Source organism: Spirosoma gilvum, from assembly GCF_054776815.1.
Window position 1 is genome coordinate 1,147,338 of the sequence record NZ_BAAHBH010000001.1, and the last position, 17,755, is coordinate 1,165,092.

Annotated in this window: 9 protein-coding genes and 1 tRNA gene; 6 read left to right on the forward strand and 4 right to left on the reverse strand. The window is 48.7% G+C overall.

The window, feature by feature from the left end:
* Positions 1–12: 12 nt before the first annotated feature.
* The gene (gene gltB, locus ACYVFD_RS04595; RefSeq protein WP_461088576.1) at positions 13–4,587 is read right to left on the reverse strand and encodes a glutamate synthase large subunit; all 4,575 of its coding nucleotides are present in this window, start codon (positions 4,585–4,587) and stop codon (positions 13–15) included.
* Positions 4,588–5,105: 518 nt separating this feature from the next.
* On the opposite strand from gltB, the gene ACYVFD_RS04600 reads away from it, so the two are divergent.
* Together ACYVFD_RS04600 and ACYVFD_RS04605 are read left to right on the forward strand one after the other, a co-directional pair.
* Positions 5,106–8,690 carry a metallophosphoesterase gene (locus tag ACYVFD_RS04600; protein WP_461088577.1) on the forward strand — a complete coding sequence of 1,195 codons (3,585 nt, stop codon included), beginning with the start codon at positions 5,106–5,108 and terminating at the stop codon, positions 8,688–8,690.
* Positions 8,691–8,737: 47 nt separating this feature from the next.
* Complete coding sequence (locus tag ACYVFD_RS04605) at positions 8,738–9,301, forward strand: hypothetical protein (protein ID WP_461088578.1); 564 nt, start codon at positions 8,738–8,740, stop codon at positions 9,299–9,301.
* Positions 9,302–9,365: 64 nt separating this feature from the next.
* On the opposite strand, the gene ACYVFD_RS04610 is transcribed toward ACYVFD_RS04605, so the two are convergent.
* Positions 9,366–9,438, reverse strand: a tRNA-Lys gene (locus tag ACYVFD_RS04610).
* 80 nt (positions 9,439–9,518) lie between these two features.
* Positions 9,519–10,385: a dihydropteroate synthase gene (gene folP, locus ACYVFD_RS04615; protein WP_461088579.1), complete on the reverse strand. Its 867-nt coding sequence runs from the start codon at positions 10,383–10,385 to the stop codon at positions 9,519–9,521.
* Positions 10,386–10,488: 103 nt separating this feature from the next.
* Between folP and ACYVFD_RS04620 the strand changes: the two genes are divergently transcribed.
* The 3 genes from ACYVFD_RS04620 (at position 10,489) to ACYVFD_RS04630 (ending at position 12,853) form a co-directional block, all read left to right on the forward strand.
* Complete coding sequence (locus tag ACYVFD_RS04620; RefSeq protein ID WP_461088580.1) at positions 10,489–11,022, forward strand: DUF1599 domain-containing protein; 534 nt, start codon at positions 10,489–10,491, stop codon at positions 11,020–11,022.
* Positions 11,023–11,110: 88 nt separating this feature from the next.
* Entirely contained in the window at positions 11,111–12,253 is a 1,143-nt protein-coding gene (locus ACYVFD_RS04625; protein ID WP_461088581.1) for a BT_3928 family protein, read from the forward strand.
* A 93-nt stretch (positions 12,254–12,346) separates the two neighbouring features.
* Positions 12,347–12,853: a shikimate kinase gene (locus tag ACYVFD_RS04630; RefSeq protein WP_461088582.1), complete on the forward strand. Its 507-nt coding sequence runs from the start codon at positions 12,347–12,349 to the stop codon at positions 12,851–12,853.
* Positions 12,854–12,899: 46 nt separating this feature from the next.
* Here ACYVFD_RS04630 and ACYVFD_RS04635 read toward each other — a convergent pair whose 3' ends face one another.
* Positions 12,900–13,493, reverse strand: coding sequence for a methyltransferase family protein (locus ACYVFD_RS04635; protein ID WP_461088583.1), 594 nt, complete (start codon positions 13,491–13,493; stop codon positions 12,900–12,902).
* Positions 13,494–13,600: 107 nt separating this feature from the next.
* On the opposite strand from ACYVFD_RS04635, the gene ACYVFD_RS04640 reads away from it, so the two are divergent.
* Positions 13,601–17,692, forward strand: a complete 4,092-nt coding sequence (locus ACYVFD_RS04640) for a hybrid sensor histidine kinase/response regulator transcription factor (protein ID WP_461088584.1) — start codon at positions 13,601–13,603, stop codon at positions 17,690–17,692.
* Positions 17,693–17,755 lie beyond the last annotated feature (63 nt).

A 17,755-nucleotide genomic window follows, 5' to 3' on the forward strand; every position in this document is an offset into this window, starting at 1 on the left:
TTTACTTCGTTCTTATCCGTGCGTCACATCGACGGTAATGTCCTGATAAACCACATTTTTGTCGCGAATCTGATCAGACAGCGAGATGCCGCGACCAGCCAACGCCTGACGGAAATCGCCCGGCATCACCTTCACAAACTGACCAACCAGCTTGTCCCAATTCTGAATCAGTGACAGGGCAACGTTACTGGTAGTGTACTGGAAGTGTTTGTCGACGTATTCGCGAACGATGCCCAGATCTTCTTCATTCAGGCTTTCCAGGCTCACCATTTCGCCGTTTACTTTCGAGGCAAAGGTGCCGTCTTGATCCCAGACGTAAGCTACTCCACCCGACATACCTGCCGCGAAGTTGCGCCCCGTTTTACCCAGGATAATGGCCAGACCACCCGTCATATATTCCAGACCGTGATCACCGATACCTTCGACTACAACTTTAGCCCCTGAGTTCCGTACGCAGAAGCGTTCGCCCGCCATACCCCGGATAAAGGCTTCGCCCGAGGTTGCGCCATAGAACGAAACATTACCGACAATGCTGTTTTCTTCAGGTTTGAATTGAGCAACCCGGTCGGGGTACACAATCAGTTGGGCTCCACAAAGGCCTTTGCCGAAGTAGTCGTTGGCATCACCTTCCAGTTCAAGTTTAATACCACTGGTACTGAAAGCTCCAAAGCTTTGACCGGCTGTACCGCGAAGCTTGATATGAATCGTGCTTTCGGGTAGGCCGGGGCCACCGTATACTTTCGAAATTTCGTTCGAGAGCATCGTACCAATACTCCGGTCGATATTCTGTACCGTAAACTCACCGTAAACCGATTCGGCGGATGTCAGAGCTGGCTGAGCCAGTTCGATCAGTTTTCGGTCGAGCACTTCTTCCAGGTGGTGGTTCTGCTCTTCCTGCTTATACTGAGCAACTTCGAGGGTTGTTGGCTCTTTGTACAACAGCCCATCGAGGTTGATTTTCTTGTATTTCCAATGGGGCAGATTATCACGCAGTTCGAGCATCTGAGCCTGACCAACCATCTCGTTGACAGTACGGAAGCCCAGCTCGGCCATGATTTCGCGCAATTCCATCGCCAGGAACGTGAACATATTCACCACATGTTCCGGCTTACCCGTAAACAGAGCCCGAAGTTCTTTATTTTGCGTAGCAACGCCCACCGGACAGGTGTTGAGGTGGCATTTGCGCATCATGATACAGCCCGCCGTAACCAGTGCCGCCGTGGCAACACCAAACTCTTCGGCGCCCAGCAAAGCTGCAACTGCCAGGTCACGACCCGTACGAATCTGACCGTCGGTTTGTACCGTTACGCGGCCCCGCAGTTTGTTTTTCACCAGTGTCTGATGCGCTTCGGCCAGACCCAGTTCCCAGGGCAGACCCGCATGGCGAATCGACGAGAGGGGAGAAGCACCCGTACCTCCGTCATGTCCTGAAATCAGGATATGATCGGCGTGGGCTTTCGCAACCCCGGCCGCAATAGTACCAACGCCTGCTTCCGATACCAGTTTAACACTGATGCGGGCAGCCCGGTTGGCATTTTTGAGGTCGGAGATAAGCTGTGCTAAATCCTCGATCGAGTAAATATCGTGGTGGGGCGGTGGCGAAATCAGGCCAACACCAGGGGTTGAGTGACGGGTCCGGCCGATCCAGTCATCGACTTTGAAGCCCGGTAGCTGACCACCTTCGCCTGGTTTGGCACCCTGTGCCATTTTGATTTGTAGCTCCTGCGCATTGGTCAGGTAATAGCTCGTTACGCCAAAGCGGCCCGAAGCAACCTGCTTGATGGCCGAGTTCATGCTATCGCCATTTTCGAGTGGCTTATAGCGTAACTCATCTTCACCACCTTCGCCGGAATTACTTTTACCGCCAATGCGGTTCATGGCAATGGCAAGAGTCGTATGGGCTTCCCACGAAATCGACCCGAACGACATGGCGCCCGTAGCAAACCGCTTGAAGATGCTTTCGATGGGTTCAACCTCATCCAGCGGAACTGGTGTGCCTTTTTTGAATTTCAGCAAACCGCGAATTGTAATCGCTTTCTGAGTTTGATCGTCGATGAGCTTCGAGTATTTCTTGAAGATCGAGTAATCGTTCTTGCGCGTCGACTGCTGGAGCAGGTGAATCGTATCGGGGTTGAAGATGTGTTTTTCACCCCGTTGTTTCCATTGATAAATACCGCCGACTTCCAGCCGAGGGCTTACCATTGGGGTGTCGGGGAAAGCGATCGAGTGACGCACCAGAATCTCACGGGCGATCTCATCAAGACCCATCCCGCCAATCCGTGATACTGTACCGGTGAAATAACGACTAACCACGTCCTGATTCAATCCCAGACATTCGAAGATCATCGCGCCCTGGTACGATTGCAGGGTCGAAATCCCCATCTTCGAGAAGATCTTCAGGAGTTCGCCATTGATCGCCTTCACGTAGTTCTTATACAACTTGTCGAGGTCGTAGTCTACGCCCAGCAGCCCTTTTTCTTTCATGCTGGCGATGGTTTCGAACGCCATGTAAGGGTTAACGCCCGAGGCTCCGTACCCAATGAGGGTAGCGATGTGGTGGGTTTCCCATACATCCCCTGCTTCGACCACGATACCGACTTTACCACGCAGTCCCTGACGAATCAGGTGGTGGTGAATGGCTGAGGTGGCTAAGAGAGATGGAATTGGAGCATGACTGGAATCGATAGCCCGATCAGAAAGGACAAGAATCGAATAGCCATCCTGGATTGCATCTTCCGCATACCGGCAGATACGTTCCAACGCCCGTTCGAGCGATTTGCCCAGACCATCGGCCGTGAATAAGCAGTTAATCGTTTTAGCCTGGAATTTTGGCTGATCGATGAATCGAAGCTTATCGAATTCTTTGGTGGTCAGAACCGGCTGCTCCAGTTCAACCTGATGGCAATGTTCGGGCGATTCACTCAGGAGGTTATACGTTGCGCCCACAAACGAAATGAGCGACATAATAGACCGTTCCCGAATCGAGTCGATCGGTGGGTTGGTCACCTGGGCAAACAACTGCTTGAAATAGTGACTCATGTGCTGGCTTTGCTCCGAAAGAACCGCCAGTGGCACATCGACACCCATCGAACCGAGGGCTTCTTTCCCCGTTTCAACCATCGGTGCCAGAATCATACGCAAATCTTCGGAGGTGAAACCAAACGCCTGTTGCATGCGAAGCAGCTTGGCCGGATCGTACGGGTTGTACGACCGAATGGGTGCTTCGAGATCCTGAATCTTGATTTTATTGTCGGCCAGCCACTGCTGATAAGGCTGTCGCGAACAGATGTCAGCTTTGATTTCTTCGTCCGATACAATCCGGCCCTGCTCCATATCGACCAGGAACATCTTACCGGGCTGCAAACGACCTTTCGAAACAACCGTAGCCGGATCGATGTCCAGCACGCCCACTTCCGAAGCCATGATCACGATGTCCTCGTTGGTCACCCAGAAGCGCGACGGACGAAGCCCGTTCCGGTCGAGGGTAGCCCCTACGATACGACCATCGGTGAACGAGATCGACGCCGGGCCATCCCAGGGTTCGATCAAGGCCGCGTGGAACTCATAAAACGCTTTCCGGACAGGGTCCATATGGTCATTGCCATCCCATGCTTCAGGAACAAGCATCATCATCACGTGCGGCAGCGAACGACCGCTCATGACCAGCAGCTCAATGGCATTATCGAGGTTGGCCGAGTCCGACTGTTTAGGATCGCAGATGGGCAGGAGCATGTCCATCTCTTCCTTCGTAAACTTCGCTGATTCGAGCAGCCCTTCGGCCGCTTTCATCCAGTTGACGTTTCCTTTTACGGTGTTGATTTCCCCATTGTGCGCAATGTAGCGGAACGGCTGGGCCAATTTCCAGGATGGGAACGTATTGGTCGAAAAGCGGGAATGGACAACCCCGATAGCCGACACGACCTCCTCATTCTGTAAATCAGGGAAGTAAGGCTCCAGTTGAAGCGTCGTTAATTGACCTTTATACGTGATGGTCCGACAGGAAAGCGACGAAAAGTAGAAATGGTCGACACCCGCAATCGTTTCGTTGATGATTCGGGTACTATAGTTCCGTAGAATGTAAAGTTTACGCTCAAAATCGTCGGCATTAGTAATGTCGGAAGGGCGTTTGATAAACACCTGCTCCATTTGGGGTTCGGCCGAACGGGAGCCATTTCCCAGATCACTATTGTTGACGGGTACAACCCGGTAGCAAAGCAGCTCCAGGCCGAGTTTTTTCATTTTCCGGTTCAGGATGGCACGACATTCTTCGCGAAGCCAGACGTCTTTTGGGAAATACACCATACCCACGCCGTATTCGAGCGCAGGAGGCAGGTGAACACCCAGTTTACGGGTTTCGTCGACGAAAAATTCGTGCGGAAGCTGGATAAGTAAGCCAGCTCCATCACCGGAGTTGGGTTCGGACCCTACAGCGCCCCGGTGTTCCATACGCCGAAGCATCTGGAGCGCATCCGAAACAATCTGGTGTGACTTGCGGCCTTTAATATGGGCCACAAAGCCGATACCGCAATTGTCGTGTTCAAACTCGGGGCGGTACAGTCCCGCCAGTTGGTCAACCTGATCAGACATGGTCGTAACAGCGTTGGATAAGGCCACTTTTTCTGAAATGCTGATTAGCAGATTTGCAAAAAATAGGGCCAATTATTAAGAAAATCTAAATTAACAGGTTGCCCGGCCTGTGAATTAATCAAGGAGAAGGCAATCGGACAGAAGGGCGTTTGTGACAAAGTCACGCAATATACTACAAAAAAAATTTGGCAAAAACAGCGTTTGCCGGAATTTAATAGCAAATGGGCTGAATTGTGAATTTGATTATAATTCTTCTTGAAAAGTGAATATGTTCTGTTTCTAAACTGCATCCTGACGACAGTCGTATCACTACTTCAATACCCTAAATTCAGCAAGCCACGCCCTTGACAAGCCCTTCTCAATACGCGTTGGGCATCGAGGTCAGGGATAGTTTTCCAACGGCTGGCTAGTTCAACCGGCTATTGCTCTCAATAGCATGAAAATATGATACTTTAAATTATATTTTGGATTTATCTAAGATATAATTTAACTTTCTTTTACTGTAACCTCTCTTTTACATGAAAGCAATCATATACTTAGTTGGTAGCATCATTTTAGTTGGTGTACATACTACGCTGATCGCCCAAGCTCCCCAAACGATTATCGACTCGAATGCCGTCTGGAAATATTGGGCCAATGCTGCGCCACCTAATTCCAACAACTGGAAAGGAGGGGCGGCATTCGATGATTCGAACTGGCCATCTGGACAGGCACCTTTGGGTTATTCGCCGGGGGGAGTCGACAGCGAAACGACAACTGTAGGCACAGGCTGTCCACCGGGTATATACAATTGCGCTGGAAAATTTCCTACCATTTATTTCCGAAAGACCTTCACGATCTCAAACATCAATGACTATCAGAAATTTATTATCCATTACAAGCGTGATGATGGCATTGCGCTATATGTCAATGGGGCAGAAGTGAAGCGGGAAAATTTACCAACGGATGTGGTTCTTACCCATACCATGTCTGCGTCAAGTGTCACCGACGAAGCGGCCTGGAAGACCATTACATCGGATGTATCGACCGACAATGTCGAAAAACGGGTGTTTCTGCATACCGGGACAAATACCATTGCGGCTGAAGTACACCAGGGCATAGAGTCGGGAGGCATTGTCCCGAATCCGGCCAATCCCCTTATCAATAGCACCGACCTTCGATTCGGATTCTGGCTAGAGGCAGTTCCGGTGACAACCACCCTTCAGCATAAAATCTTGCGGGGACCTTACCTCCAGATGGGCACTACCACCAGCATGACCATTCGCTGGAGTACGGAAGCACTCTCGAAGGGGCAGGTTCGGTACAGTACCCTGGCTACCGACCTGACTGTGGGGAATGTCAACGCGAAATTGGCTACCGAAATAGTCGCCGGATCAGACCATCAGATTAAGCTTTCCAATCTTATTCCAAACCAAAAATATTATTATATCATCGAAGCGGCCGGGCCGCCGGTAGTTCAACTGGAAGGAACGGCAACCGCATCCTCTCTTCATTATTTTTATACTGCCCCACTACCCGGTACGGCAAAGAAGACCCGTATCTGGGCACTGGGTGATTTTGGCACCAACAATGCCCGGCAGGATAGTGTCATCAACTCGTTTAAAACGTTTCTTCAACAGAAAGCCATCAATAATCTTGACTTGTGGTTGTGGATGGGCGACAACGCTTATGACTGGGGATTGCAGGGGCAGTACCAGGATAATGTATTTGATAAAACAAAAGCTCGTTACGACTGGATATTCCGACAGACTCCCTTCTATGCCACCCCCGGTAACCATGATTATCAGAACAACTATCTGGCCGGTGGGCTACGTTATGACCCGCACCCCATTCATTACTATGATGTCGTCAATAATTTCACCGAAGCGACCGACGGGGGCGGGGGCGAACCGTCGCATCGGGAAGAGTACTATTCGTTCAATTACAACAACATCCACATCGTCAGTCTGGATTCATATGGCTTCGAGAGTGGACAGGGAGCCAACATATTGACCGCCAATGGCCCACAGGTTACCTGGCTCAAGCAGGATTTGGCTAAAGCGCAGGCCGACCCGGCGATACACTGGATTATTGCCTATTGGCATCATCCACCTTACACGATGGGTTCATACGACTCCGACACGGAGCCGGAATTGGTAAATATCCGGACAAATTTTCTGCCAATTCTGGAACAATACAAGGTCGATTTGGTCATTAATGGACATAGCCATGTTTATGAGCGCTCCCGATTAATGAAGGGGCATTTCAATACGTCCAGCGGATTCAGTCTGGCCGTTCATAACCCGTTTGTGGCGGGCAATGCACAATCGTCAGGCAAATACGACGGGTCGACCAACTCCTGTTTTTACTTCAAGAATACATCGTCGACTGCTAATGAAGGGACAATTTATGTTGTTAACGGGGCAGGGGGGCGTGGAGGAGGGACTCAGCCGATGGGTAGGTGGCCTCATCCGGCGATGGAATCCAAATTTCCGGAGGGCGGGTCGATGTATCTTGAAGTCGATGGCAAACGGCTCGATGCGAAATTTATCAATGAGTTTGGCGTAATAAAAGACCAGTTTACCATCATTAAAGATAGTGACGGATTCGCCATTCCGCCTACCGATGGCACAACCCGCTCGGCCGTTTGTGAGTGTACGGATAATAAAGGCTTTACCCACTATGCCGACCAATCGGGTAACCTGTTGCTCTCCATCAAAAAATACAATAACGCTATCGGGACCGCTGGTGTAGCGCCCTTTGACCTAAAGGTGGGAGGGAGTGTTGGCGTAAAAAACATTACTAGCAACTTCCCGACGAATTACGTTCGGCCAGGCACGTATGGGTATCGAACAATGGGTACGCCATGGGCGGTATTCAACCGATACTGGACCATTAACCCAGGGACAGAACTTACGGGAAATAGTCAGGTAATCGTTCGTCAATATTATAAGGAAGATGACCTGATTACCGCCTTTAATGCATTAACCCAGGATCCTACTGATGGACCGGGAGGATTGAGCTTAAGACCGTATAAGATTAATGACCCCAACGGAGCGTATACGATTAATCCGACGGGAGGACATACGAATATTCCAACCGCTGGGGCATATAACCGACAGGGTGCCTGGATATACAGCAGGCGGGTGGATGGTACTAATGGAGCCTACCCGACCACTCACTGGTTTATGCGTGGTATATTGAGCAGTGGTGATTACGCTACTGATTATGTGGTAGGACGATTGAAAGGGGGAGGAGGAATCGGGGTGTCATCTGCTCTGAATAGTCCCAACGGTAATCGGGATCGGGCTTCGCAAATGTGGGACTACCTGGTATCCGATACCGAGCCACCAGCGGGTTGGAACACCAACCAATTTTATGATATAAGGGGTTGGGAGCGTGGCTTCTTGCCCCTTGGCTATTCGCCGAATGGGGAGGATGGAGAATTGACCCAAATTCGAAATGGATGCCCATCACCAAATGAATTTAATACCAACTGTCCTACTAAAACCATCACCACCTATTTCAGAGGATCATTGAATTATGGGGGGGCAACCTATAATTATCAGTCTTATATTCTGAATTACCGACGAAACGATGGGGTCATTATTTATATAGACGGGAAAGAAGTTCTCCCCCGCGACCCCAACATGCCATCGGGACCCATCACGCCCACTACACTCGCTACGGCTGTTGCGAATGAGTACGAATGGCGTACGGTGGTGCTTCCGGCCAGTGCTGTAACGGGTTTTTTTATGGCGGCTGAACTCCATCAGTCGTCGCCGGGGAGCAACGACTTACATTTGAATATAGAACTGATTGGTTCGCTGGATATAGCCGAAACACCCCTTGGTCTCCGTGTGGCCGCACCCGTCAGCGACGCAGAAGTTGCCGAGCTACCGACACTGTATCCGAACCCAGTTACGCAGGCTAAGGTGTTTTTCACAAAACCTCTTAATTATCAGACGCTTCGATTGACCGATATGCAGGGGAAAACCTATCGATATATGTCGCAACCCGGCGTACTCACTGAACTGGATGTGGCCACGCTACCTGCCGGTACGTATATTCTAACAAGCCAGGGTGCTGACAAACCTTCGCAGTTTAAACTTGTGAAGCAATAATGCATGTCCCATCACCTAATGACCATCACTCACTAATCGTTAATTGTATGAAGAAGCTCATAAAGACACCTGTCAAATACGGGCTGTTTGGTATACTCATCTGTTTTATTACCTGTAAGGGCCCACAGGGAGATGTTGGTCCACAGGGAGTGGCAGGGCCGACTGGTCAAACTGGTTTGCAAGGTCCACAAGGCCCTCAGGGAGTTGCCAACCTGATTACATCGGCATGGACCATGGTCAAAGCCACCGACTGGAAATCTGATAACGATCCGCAATATTTCTATATCAAGCTGGAGGATAAAAATATTACCCAGGCTGTAGTCGATAAAGGGGTCGTAATGGCCTATTACCGGAATCCGGCTCATCCGGCCGTCGTGCTCTCCATGCCTTCTGTGACCGATAAACTGAGTGTGGGGTATTTTTTTCTGGTCGATCAGGGGAAAGGGTATATGAATTTCGATCTGTCGTTTTTTATACCCCGAAAAGTGCCCATTGATTTCGATACGGAATTTCGATGGGTTATTATTCCACCCAATCCTGGGGGGCGATTAGCCGCCGTTGACTGGCAAGATTATGAAGCAGTAAAACGCGCTCTAAATCTGATCGATTAGTTTCGAAACTCAAGAGCATGAATAAGAAAAAAGCAGCTCTATTGAGCTGCTTTTGGTGTTTTTGTGATTCGGCTGGGATTCGAACCCAGGACCCATACATTAAAAGTGTATTGCTCTACCAGCTGAGCTACCGAATCGATTCCCTTTCAACAAACCGGGGTGTCGTCGTTTGGGAATGCAAAAGTAGGATTTCGTTTTTCTAAACGCAAGCAAATGGCTAAAAAAAAGTTAATCGCTGCGTTAGCTTAACCGCTTCTACGGCTTCCCGGACATCATGAACGCGTAGAATAGAGGCACCTTTGAGCAGGGCAGCTGTATTCAGTACTGTTGTACCATTTAAGGCTTTATCGGCGCTGATATTCAATGTTTTCCAGATCGTTGTTTTGCGGGATAGACCAACCAGAACCGGCTCATCGAACAGGCCGAAAGTATCTAGTTTACTCAGTAGTTCAAAATTTTGAGCAGGGGTCTTCGCAAACCCAAATCCAGGGTCCAGAATAACGTCTTTGAGGCCCAGCGCTCGTAATTCAGCCAGTCGGCCTGCCAGTTCATCGATGACTTCGGTAGTAACATCCTTATAAGTTGCCAGCGATTGCATGGTTTGGGGGGTACCCCGGATATGCATTAGAATATAGGGAATCGAGGCTGAACGACTTAACTCGGCTGCGGTGCTGAACATGTCCGTATCCAGCGTGCCGCCGGATACATCGTTGATCAGGGCTACTCCGGCAGTAACAGCCTGACGGGCAACCGAAGCCCGAAAGGTATCAATCGATATGAGCGCATCAGGAAACGCAGCCAGAATGGCATCGATAATGGGCAAAACCCGGTCAGCCTCTTCGACAGGACTGACGGCAGCCGCCCCCGGACGGGTTGAATAACCACCAATATCTAAAAAAGTAGCCCCGTCATCGAGCATTTGATGAGCCACCTCAACGGCTTTGGCAATCCCAGAATCTGTGGAAAGTCGACTGCCCGAAAAAAAAGAATCGGGCGTTGCGTTGAGTATTCCCATTACGACTGGCTGCGTCAAATCGACTAATCGACCCCGGCAGTTCAGCGTTTTTTTCGTAACTTTCGCCATGAAAATGTCATTCCTTGTTAATGATCGTCATCTTGTCAATGGCTGTCAATCCTTGTTTTTACAACAAATGACCAGTAATGACAATGAATGACCAGTATTACTTATGTCCACTACGGAAATCGAATATCGGCACGTAATTCAACGCTGCAAAGACCTGTTCCTGAAAAAAAATAAAGATTACGGTACCGCCTGGCGAATCCTGCGATTGCCGAGCATTACCGATCAGATATTTATCAAAGCCCAGCGTATCCGCACCTTGCAGGAAACGGGCGTGAGTCGGGTAGGTGAGGGGGTAGAGCCTGAATTTGTGGGCATCATCAACTACTGCGTTATGGCGCTGATTCAGTTGCAGTTAACCGATGATAAGCGGACGGACATTCCGACCGATGAGCTCGAAACGCTGTACGACGCACAAATTGGCCGGGTTATTGATCTGCTTTTTGCCAAAAATCATGACTACGGTGAAGCCTGGCGCGACATGCGGGTCAGTTCCATGACCGATATTATCCTGATGAAGTTGCTCCGAACCAAGCAAATTGAAGATAATCAGGGCAATACACTCGTGTCGGAAGGCGTTGATGCGAATTATATGGATATGATCAACTACGCCGTTTTTTGTTTGATTAAACTAACTTAAGAATGCATAATGGACAATGTAAAATGAATAATGACTCAGTGGCATAATCCATTATTCACTTTACATTGTCCATTATGCATTAAAATATATGAATCCAGCTACGACCCAGCCTAAACTGAAAACCGGTACACCGCCGATGTTGATTGCCGCCCGTATTGCCCGAATTCTGGTCGGCATTGTTTTTATATTCTCAGGCTTAATTAAACTGAACGATCCGGTTGGAACGCAGATCAAGTTTGAAGAATATTTTGAGGTATTCGCTCAGGACGTGCCCTTCCTGCACGATTTCTTCATGGGACTGGTTCCCTTTACACTCGTCATGTCGGTGCTGTTCTGTGCAGCCGAGGTAATTTTGGGGGTCGCCCTGCTAGCTTCCTACAAGCCTAAGGTGACGGTCTGGCTGCTGTTTTTCCTGATTGTTTTCTTTACGTTCCTGACGTTTTATTCGGCTTATTTTAACCGGGTTACCGACTGTGGATGCTTTGGTGATGCCATCAAACTGAAACCCTGGACATCATTCGGGAAAGATGTAGTACTGAGTGTTCTTATCCTGTTTATTATGGGTCACCGAAATCGGCTGCGCTCTCGTAATACGGGCTGGCTGGTCGCGCTAACAACGGTATTTACACTCGGACTGGGTATTTATGCCGTTCAGTTCCTGCCCCCCATCGATATGCTGCCGTATGCTGTCGGTAAAAGCATTCCCGACCAAATGAAGCCGTCGGAACCCTTGCGGTATAAGTACCTGATGGAGAAAAATGGCGACGTCACGGAGTTTGAAAAATACCCGACCGATCCGAGTTATAAATTCAAGGAAATGGTGCTGGTCAATGAAAATGCCAAGCCAAAGATTACCGATTATCGCGTTTGGAATGACGAAAGTGATTTTACGCAGCAGACATTCGAAGGTGAAAAACTTTTCATCATCATTAAGAATACAAAAGATATTGATGCCGGAAGCTTGCCTGCCATCCGGGCGCTCGTGGAAGGCATACAGGGATCGTCCATTTCTCCGTTCATCCTCACCTCGACTAGTGACGATGAAATTAAAGCCTTTCGGAAAGAATTTCAGTTAGAAAATGTACCGTATTACAAGGCCGATGCGACGGTCCTGAAAACTATCATGCGCTCCAATCCGGGCACCTGGCTCCTGAAAAATGGGGTGGTCCGGGGTAAATGGCATTTTAACTCAACGCCCGACGCGGCTAAAGTAATTTCTTTAAGTAAATAGGAGTTAGGAGCGAGGAGTGAGAATGGCTGACGCGTACTCTTTTACTTGCGCTAGCGATTCTCACTCCTCGCTCCTCGCTCCTCGCTCCTGACCTTGAAAAACATCTTCCTGATTGGCATGCCGTCGTCTGGCAAGAGTACGCTGGGGAAACGCATTGCCGATGCCCTCCATTACCAATTTGTGGATACTGATAAGGTAATCGTTCGCGAAGAAGGGCGATCTATTGCCGATATTTTTGCTCAATCCGGTGAAGCGTATTTCCGGGAAATTGAGCGACGGGTTTTACACGCGATTCGTCCGGGAAGAAGTAAAGTGGTCTCCACAGGTGGAGGTATGCCCTGCTTTCACAACAATATGGCCTATATCAACGCGACCGGTATATCGGTCTTTCTGGATGTGCCCGTGGATATTCTGATTAGTCGGATCAGGGCGCATGCGCAGGAAGACCGGCCATTGAATAACCCCAGTAATCCTGAACTGCCGCTCATTCTACAACAGCGCTACGAAACCCGGCTTCCCATTTACAGTCAGGCTAATATTATCATCACGGGCGAAACAACCGAAGAGGAAGTGCTGCGACGGCTGGGGGAATGGCTTTAGCTTATTGCGGGTACTGGCAATCAAAGCTGCTGACAATACGAACAGATTAATGGGAAGCAGGAGTAAGCCTGGGGATCAACATGGGTACTCGCTGTTGGTATTGCTTATAGGTGTTACCGAAATGAGCAATTAGCTTTTTTTCTTCAAAGTAAATCCCGATCCGAATATAGAGGGTAGCAACTAGCACAAGTAGTGAACAGGACCAGGTTGGTTCCCTAATCCAAATTCCCAACAGCGTCAAAATTATGCCTGTATAAAGGGGATGCCGCACATAGTGAAGCAATCCATTCTGACGTAACTCTTGCTTACCCATCTGGCTGGTGGTTATCGGCCAGCCAATGAATTCAGCCAGATCATACCCCCATAACGCAACAATCATTGCTATTAGGCCAAGGCCGAATACTACTGTACCGGTTAGCGATGAACCGTGCCAGTTGCTGACATAGTCAACTGGTGCCATATGGTGAGCCCAGAGTACCGGTAAGAATGTAAGAACGGCAATTCCATTGTATAGAAGTCGGTAATATCGGTTGAAAGTACCTAAGTGGCTGGTAGCCAACCGCTTCATCCATAGGCTGGCTGTTAAACTGTGTATACCTCCGAAAGTAAGCCAGCTAATCAGAATAATTACGTAACCCATAGTCGAATGGGAAGGTTTATTGTCGAAAATTGATATTCGTCATCATGTAGTATCACTTTTGGGTTAATGGTATATTTTTTACCAATTTTAGAGGAAAATTGCTGAGTATGCGTCTCTTCGTTATTTGTCAAATTTTCTTTTTAGTTATTCATTCGAATTGGTTAAAGGCTCAATCGAAAGGCTGGCAGGAGTTGACGATTTCGAATGGGCTGTCGCAAGGGATGGTTTTTGATCTGAAACAGGATCAGAAAGGGTTTATCTGGATAGCCACCAAAGATGGTCTGAACCGGTACGATGGGTATAATTTCAAGGTGTTTACCCATGATCCCTATGATGAATTTAGCATTTCCGACAACGCCTGCTCCGCTTTATTGATTGATCGGCAGCATCGGCTCTGGATCGGTACGCTGAATAAAGGAATTAATCTGTACGACGACCGGACCCAGCGGTTTTACCATGTCGCGATTCGGGATCAGACGATGGCTAGCGGAGCCAATTACGAAATCAGAAGCTTGATCGAAGATCCAGAGGGGAATATTTGGGTGGGTACCAATGTAGGGAAACCGTTTAAAGTTATAATACCGATTTCGCTTCGGCAGCATTATCCGGAACGGGCCGATTTTACGAATCAGGTTCAGGTACTATCGTTGCCCGTCTCCAGTGATCAGACGAATCATCCCAATCTCTCCTTCAGTTTTAAACCGACGGGCGAAGCCCTTACGGCACTCGATAATGGTATTTACACTTTCAACTGGAAGATACCAGATTCACTCACCCGATTACCACTTTTTATAGGAAAAACACCCGCTATTTTTGATTTGTATGAGGATACTAAGCAGGGTTTTCTATTTGTCAGTACGCAGCGTCAGATTGACTGTTGGTATAAAGGCATTCGAAAAACGATTAGGCTTCAGGCTACTGATGTTACAGGGTTGCAGATCAAGCCTATCGATAAAAACTTACTGGCTGTTATAACCCTTAGTCACCTTTGGTTGCTGTCGCCAACTGAGCTGTTTCGTAAAGATGAGTTGGCCCTACAGGATGCATTTATGACGTTCCCGCCGAATTTGTATGCGGTTACTCAAGTCCTAAAAGATAAAACCGGCAACATCTGGGTAGGTACCAGTGGGTATGGTATTCGTAAGTTTAACCCACGAGTGAACCAGTTTCATTCGTACCTGCCCCGCACGTCATTGTCCTACCTCTATGTCGATCGTGAGGGACGAACCTATGCCCGTTATCAGTATGCGTATGGGTTAGTGGATCGTACATCAAACCAGTTAGTCCCCTTTCTGGACCCAAAGCTTCCCGAGGCCGATCGTCGACAGCGCTATTTTATGCAGGACCGACAGGGGTTTTTCTGGGTATCGAATACAAATTTTCAGACTCATGAAGAGCATCTGTTCAAGTTTTCCAATACCTGGCAACTGCTCAAAAAATACCCAATTCCGACCGATGTTGATTTTGGATTATGGGGCAATCATACCCTGGAAGACCCCTCTGGCTTGTTATGGATCGGGGCTATGAATGGAAAATTGCTTCGGTTCGACCCGAAGACCGAAACGTTTCAGACATTTCGGTATTTATCGAAAAGTAGCCCCGAAACCGAAACCTATGCGCTGTTGCGAGAACCCGATGGAACCTACTGGGTTGGTACGCAGCAGGGGCTAGTCAAGGCTGAGCATCTTCCCGATAAACCAACGTATACGCATTACCGGAACTCCATTACGGATCGGCAAAGTCTGAGCAATGATTTTGTACTGAGTCTGGCTAATGACCCATATGAGCCTGGTCGGTATCTGTGGATTGGTACCAAGGGAGGGGGATTGGAACGTCTCGATAAACAGACGGGGCAATTCAGACACTTTACTGAAAAAGATGGGCTACCAAATAAAGTAGTGTACAGCCTGATAACCGATAATTCCGGCAATTTTTGGCTGAGTACGAATAGGGGACTGTCGCAATTCAATCCCCGTACCGGTCATTTTCGGAACTATACGCAGGCCGACGGACTACAGGATGATGAGTTTAATACCGGTTCGTTTTTTAAGTCAACTTCGGGTGAATTATTGTTTGGTGGGGTTAACGGCCTGAGTACGTTTCGCCCGTCAGAGTTATTGACAGAAAGCCAGAAAGCACCAACCGTGACGATTCTTGGGCTACGAATCAATAATAAACCTGTGGAGGTCGGCAATACGGATAATCTCCTTGAACAGAGCATTGACTACACCAATCAGCTTGATTTACGATACGATCAAAATCTGCTAACGTTTGAATTTGGGGTGCTTGATTATACCAATTCGGCCAACAATCGGTATCGTTACCGACTCCAGGGTATCGACGACGATTGGGTGGAAGCGGGTACCAATCGATTTGCCAATTATGCGCAGCTACCATCCGGGAATTACCAATTGCAAATGATGGGTTCGGTTGATGGAGAACATTGGAGTAAGCCACTGGAACTACAGATTCGTATTCACCCACCAGTTTACCGTACCTGGTGGGCTTCCCTGTTTTATTTGATCGTAATTGCGTTGATAATCTGGCGGTTGAATCGTTTGCAGACACAGCGGCTCCTGCTTCAGCAGCAGGTTGCGTTTGAACAGAAAGAAGCCGGTCGATTAGCGGAACTAGACTCGTTGAAAACGCGCTTCTTTACCAATATTTCCCATGAATTTCGGACGCCCCTGACCTTATTGCTGGGACCAATCAATGATCTTCGGCAACAACATCCTGGTGAAATGCTGTACCAGATCATGTATCGAAATGCGAACCGGCTGCAATCGCTAATTGGCCAATTGCTCGAACTGGCCAAACTGGATGCCGGAGAACTACAATTGGATAAACAACCGGGTAACCTGGTCAATGACATTCGGATATGGATAGCCTCGTTTGAGTCGCTGGCACAAAGCCGGGGAATTACATTGACATTGACCCAAAATCGACCGCAGCAGTGGAGGCTGTACGATGGTGATAAACTTGAAAAAATTGTAACCAACCTGATTTCAAATGCCCTGAAGTTTACGCCTGCCGGTGGGCGTGTGCAGGTCGATGTTCTTTATCACGATGCAAAACCGGGAGTGACGATTTCGGTACGTGATACGGGAGTGGGCATTGCTCCCGACCAGGTCAGACATATTTTCGATCGGTTCTATCAGGCCGACGATAGCCAACTACGTAGGTATGAAGGCACTGGTATTGGACTCGCGCTAGTTAAAGAACTGGTTTCCGCCATGAAGGGGCAAATACGGGTCGAGAGCCAACCCGGTCTGGGAACAACCTTTGTCCTTGACCTGACTTTGGAACCGGCAGAGGCTCCTGCTCAATTCAGTCCGAGATCAATTGAACGAGATAGTCCTGAAGCTACCGTTCAGGAAGCAGTTTTACAGACAATCCCGTTGAACACTGATCTTGACTCACCATCTGGTAAGACCGTTTTAATTGTCGAGGATAACGATGACCTACGGATTTATATCCGGCATGTACTGGAGCCAATCTATACCATTATCGAAGCGGTTGATGGACAGGATGGCTTAATTCGAGCCGTCGAAACTCTACCCGATCTGGTTATCTGCGATTTGATGATGCCCCGGCTGGATGGATTTGGCTTCTGTCGGCAACTCAAAACCCTGGAAGCGACCAGCCATATACCGGTGGTGATGCTCACCGCTAAAGCCGACATGGATAGCCGAATCGAAGGGCTGACGATTGGGGCCGATGATTACCTGACCAAGCCCTTCGACCGGCAGGAGTTACTGCTTCGGGTACGGAATCTGCTTCTGCAACGGGAACGCTTGTTCGAATGGTTTACGCATAATCAGACGCAACAGGGGCCTATGCGAGTGGCCCCGCCAGCCCTTACAGCCGAACAGAAATTTCTGGATCGATTGTCGGAAAAAGTACTAAAGCATATCGATGACCCTGATTTTAGCGTTGAAGCGTTGGCCGAAGCGGTCAACCTGAGTCGGGTACAATTGCACCGAAAATTAAAGGCACTCACCAATACGACGGCCACTAGTTTCATCCGCGATATTCGGCTGGCTCAGGCAGCCACGTTACTTGCCACTCAAACTGACAGTGTGACGCAGGTAGCTTACGCAGTAGGCTTCGATAACCTGTCTTATTTCGCCAAAGTCTTTCAGGAGAAATACGGTGTACTTCCCTCGCAGTACAGTAAACAGCCGCAGCCAGAGTCGTAAAATAAGAACCGCGTCTAGCTTTACCATGTCTGTCTGAAGACGGCCCATTTTGATCCAATTAAT

Bases quoted from the DNA above. Each gene is read 5' to 3' on its own strand.
- gltB (WP_461088576.1), bottom strand. From the start codon at position 4,587: ATGTCTGATCAGGTTGACCAACTGGCGGGACTGTACCGCCCCGAGTTT.
- ACYVFD_RS04600 (WP_461088577.1), top strand. From the start codon at position 5,106: ATGAAAGCAATCATATACTTAGTTGGTAGCATCATTTTAGTTGGTGTA.
- ACYVFD_RS04605 (WP_461088578.1), top strand. From the start codon at position 8,738: ATGAAGAAGCTCATAAAGACACCTGTCAAATACGGGCTGTTTGGTATA.
- folP (WP_461088579.1), bottom strand. From the start codon at position 10,385: ATGGCGAAAGTTACGAAAAAAACGCTGAACTGCCGGGGTCGATTAGTC.
- ACYVFD_RS04620 (WP_461088580.1), top strand. From the start codon at position 10,489: ATGTCCACTACGGAAATCGAATATCGGCACGTAATTCAACGCTGCAAA.
- ACYVFD_RS04625 (WP_461088581.1), top strand. From the start codon at position 11,111: ATGAATCCAGCTACGACCCAGCCTAAACTGAAAACCGGTACACCGCCG.
- ACYVFD_RS04635 (WP_461088583.1), bottom strand. From the start codon at position 13,493: ATGGGTTACGTAATTATTCTGATTAGCTGGCTTACTTTCGGAGGTATA.
- ACYVFD_RS04640 (WP_461088584.1), top strand. From the start codon at position 13,601: ATGCGTCTCTTCGTTATTTGTCAAATTTTCTTTTTAGTTATTCATTCG.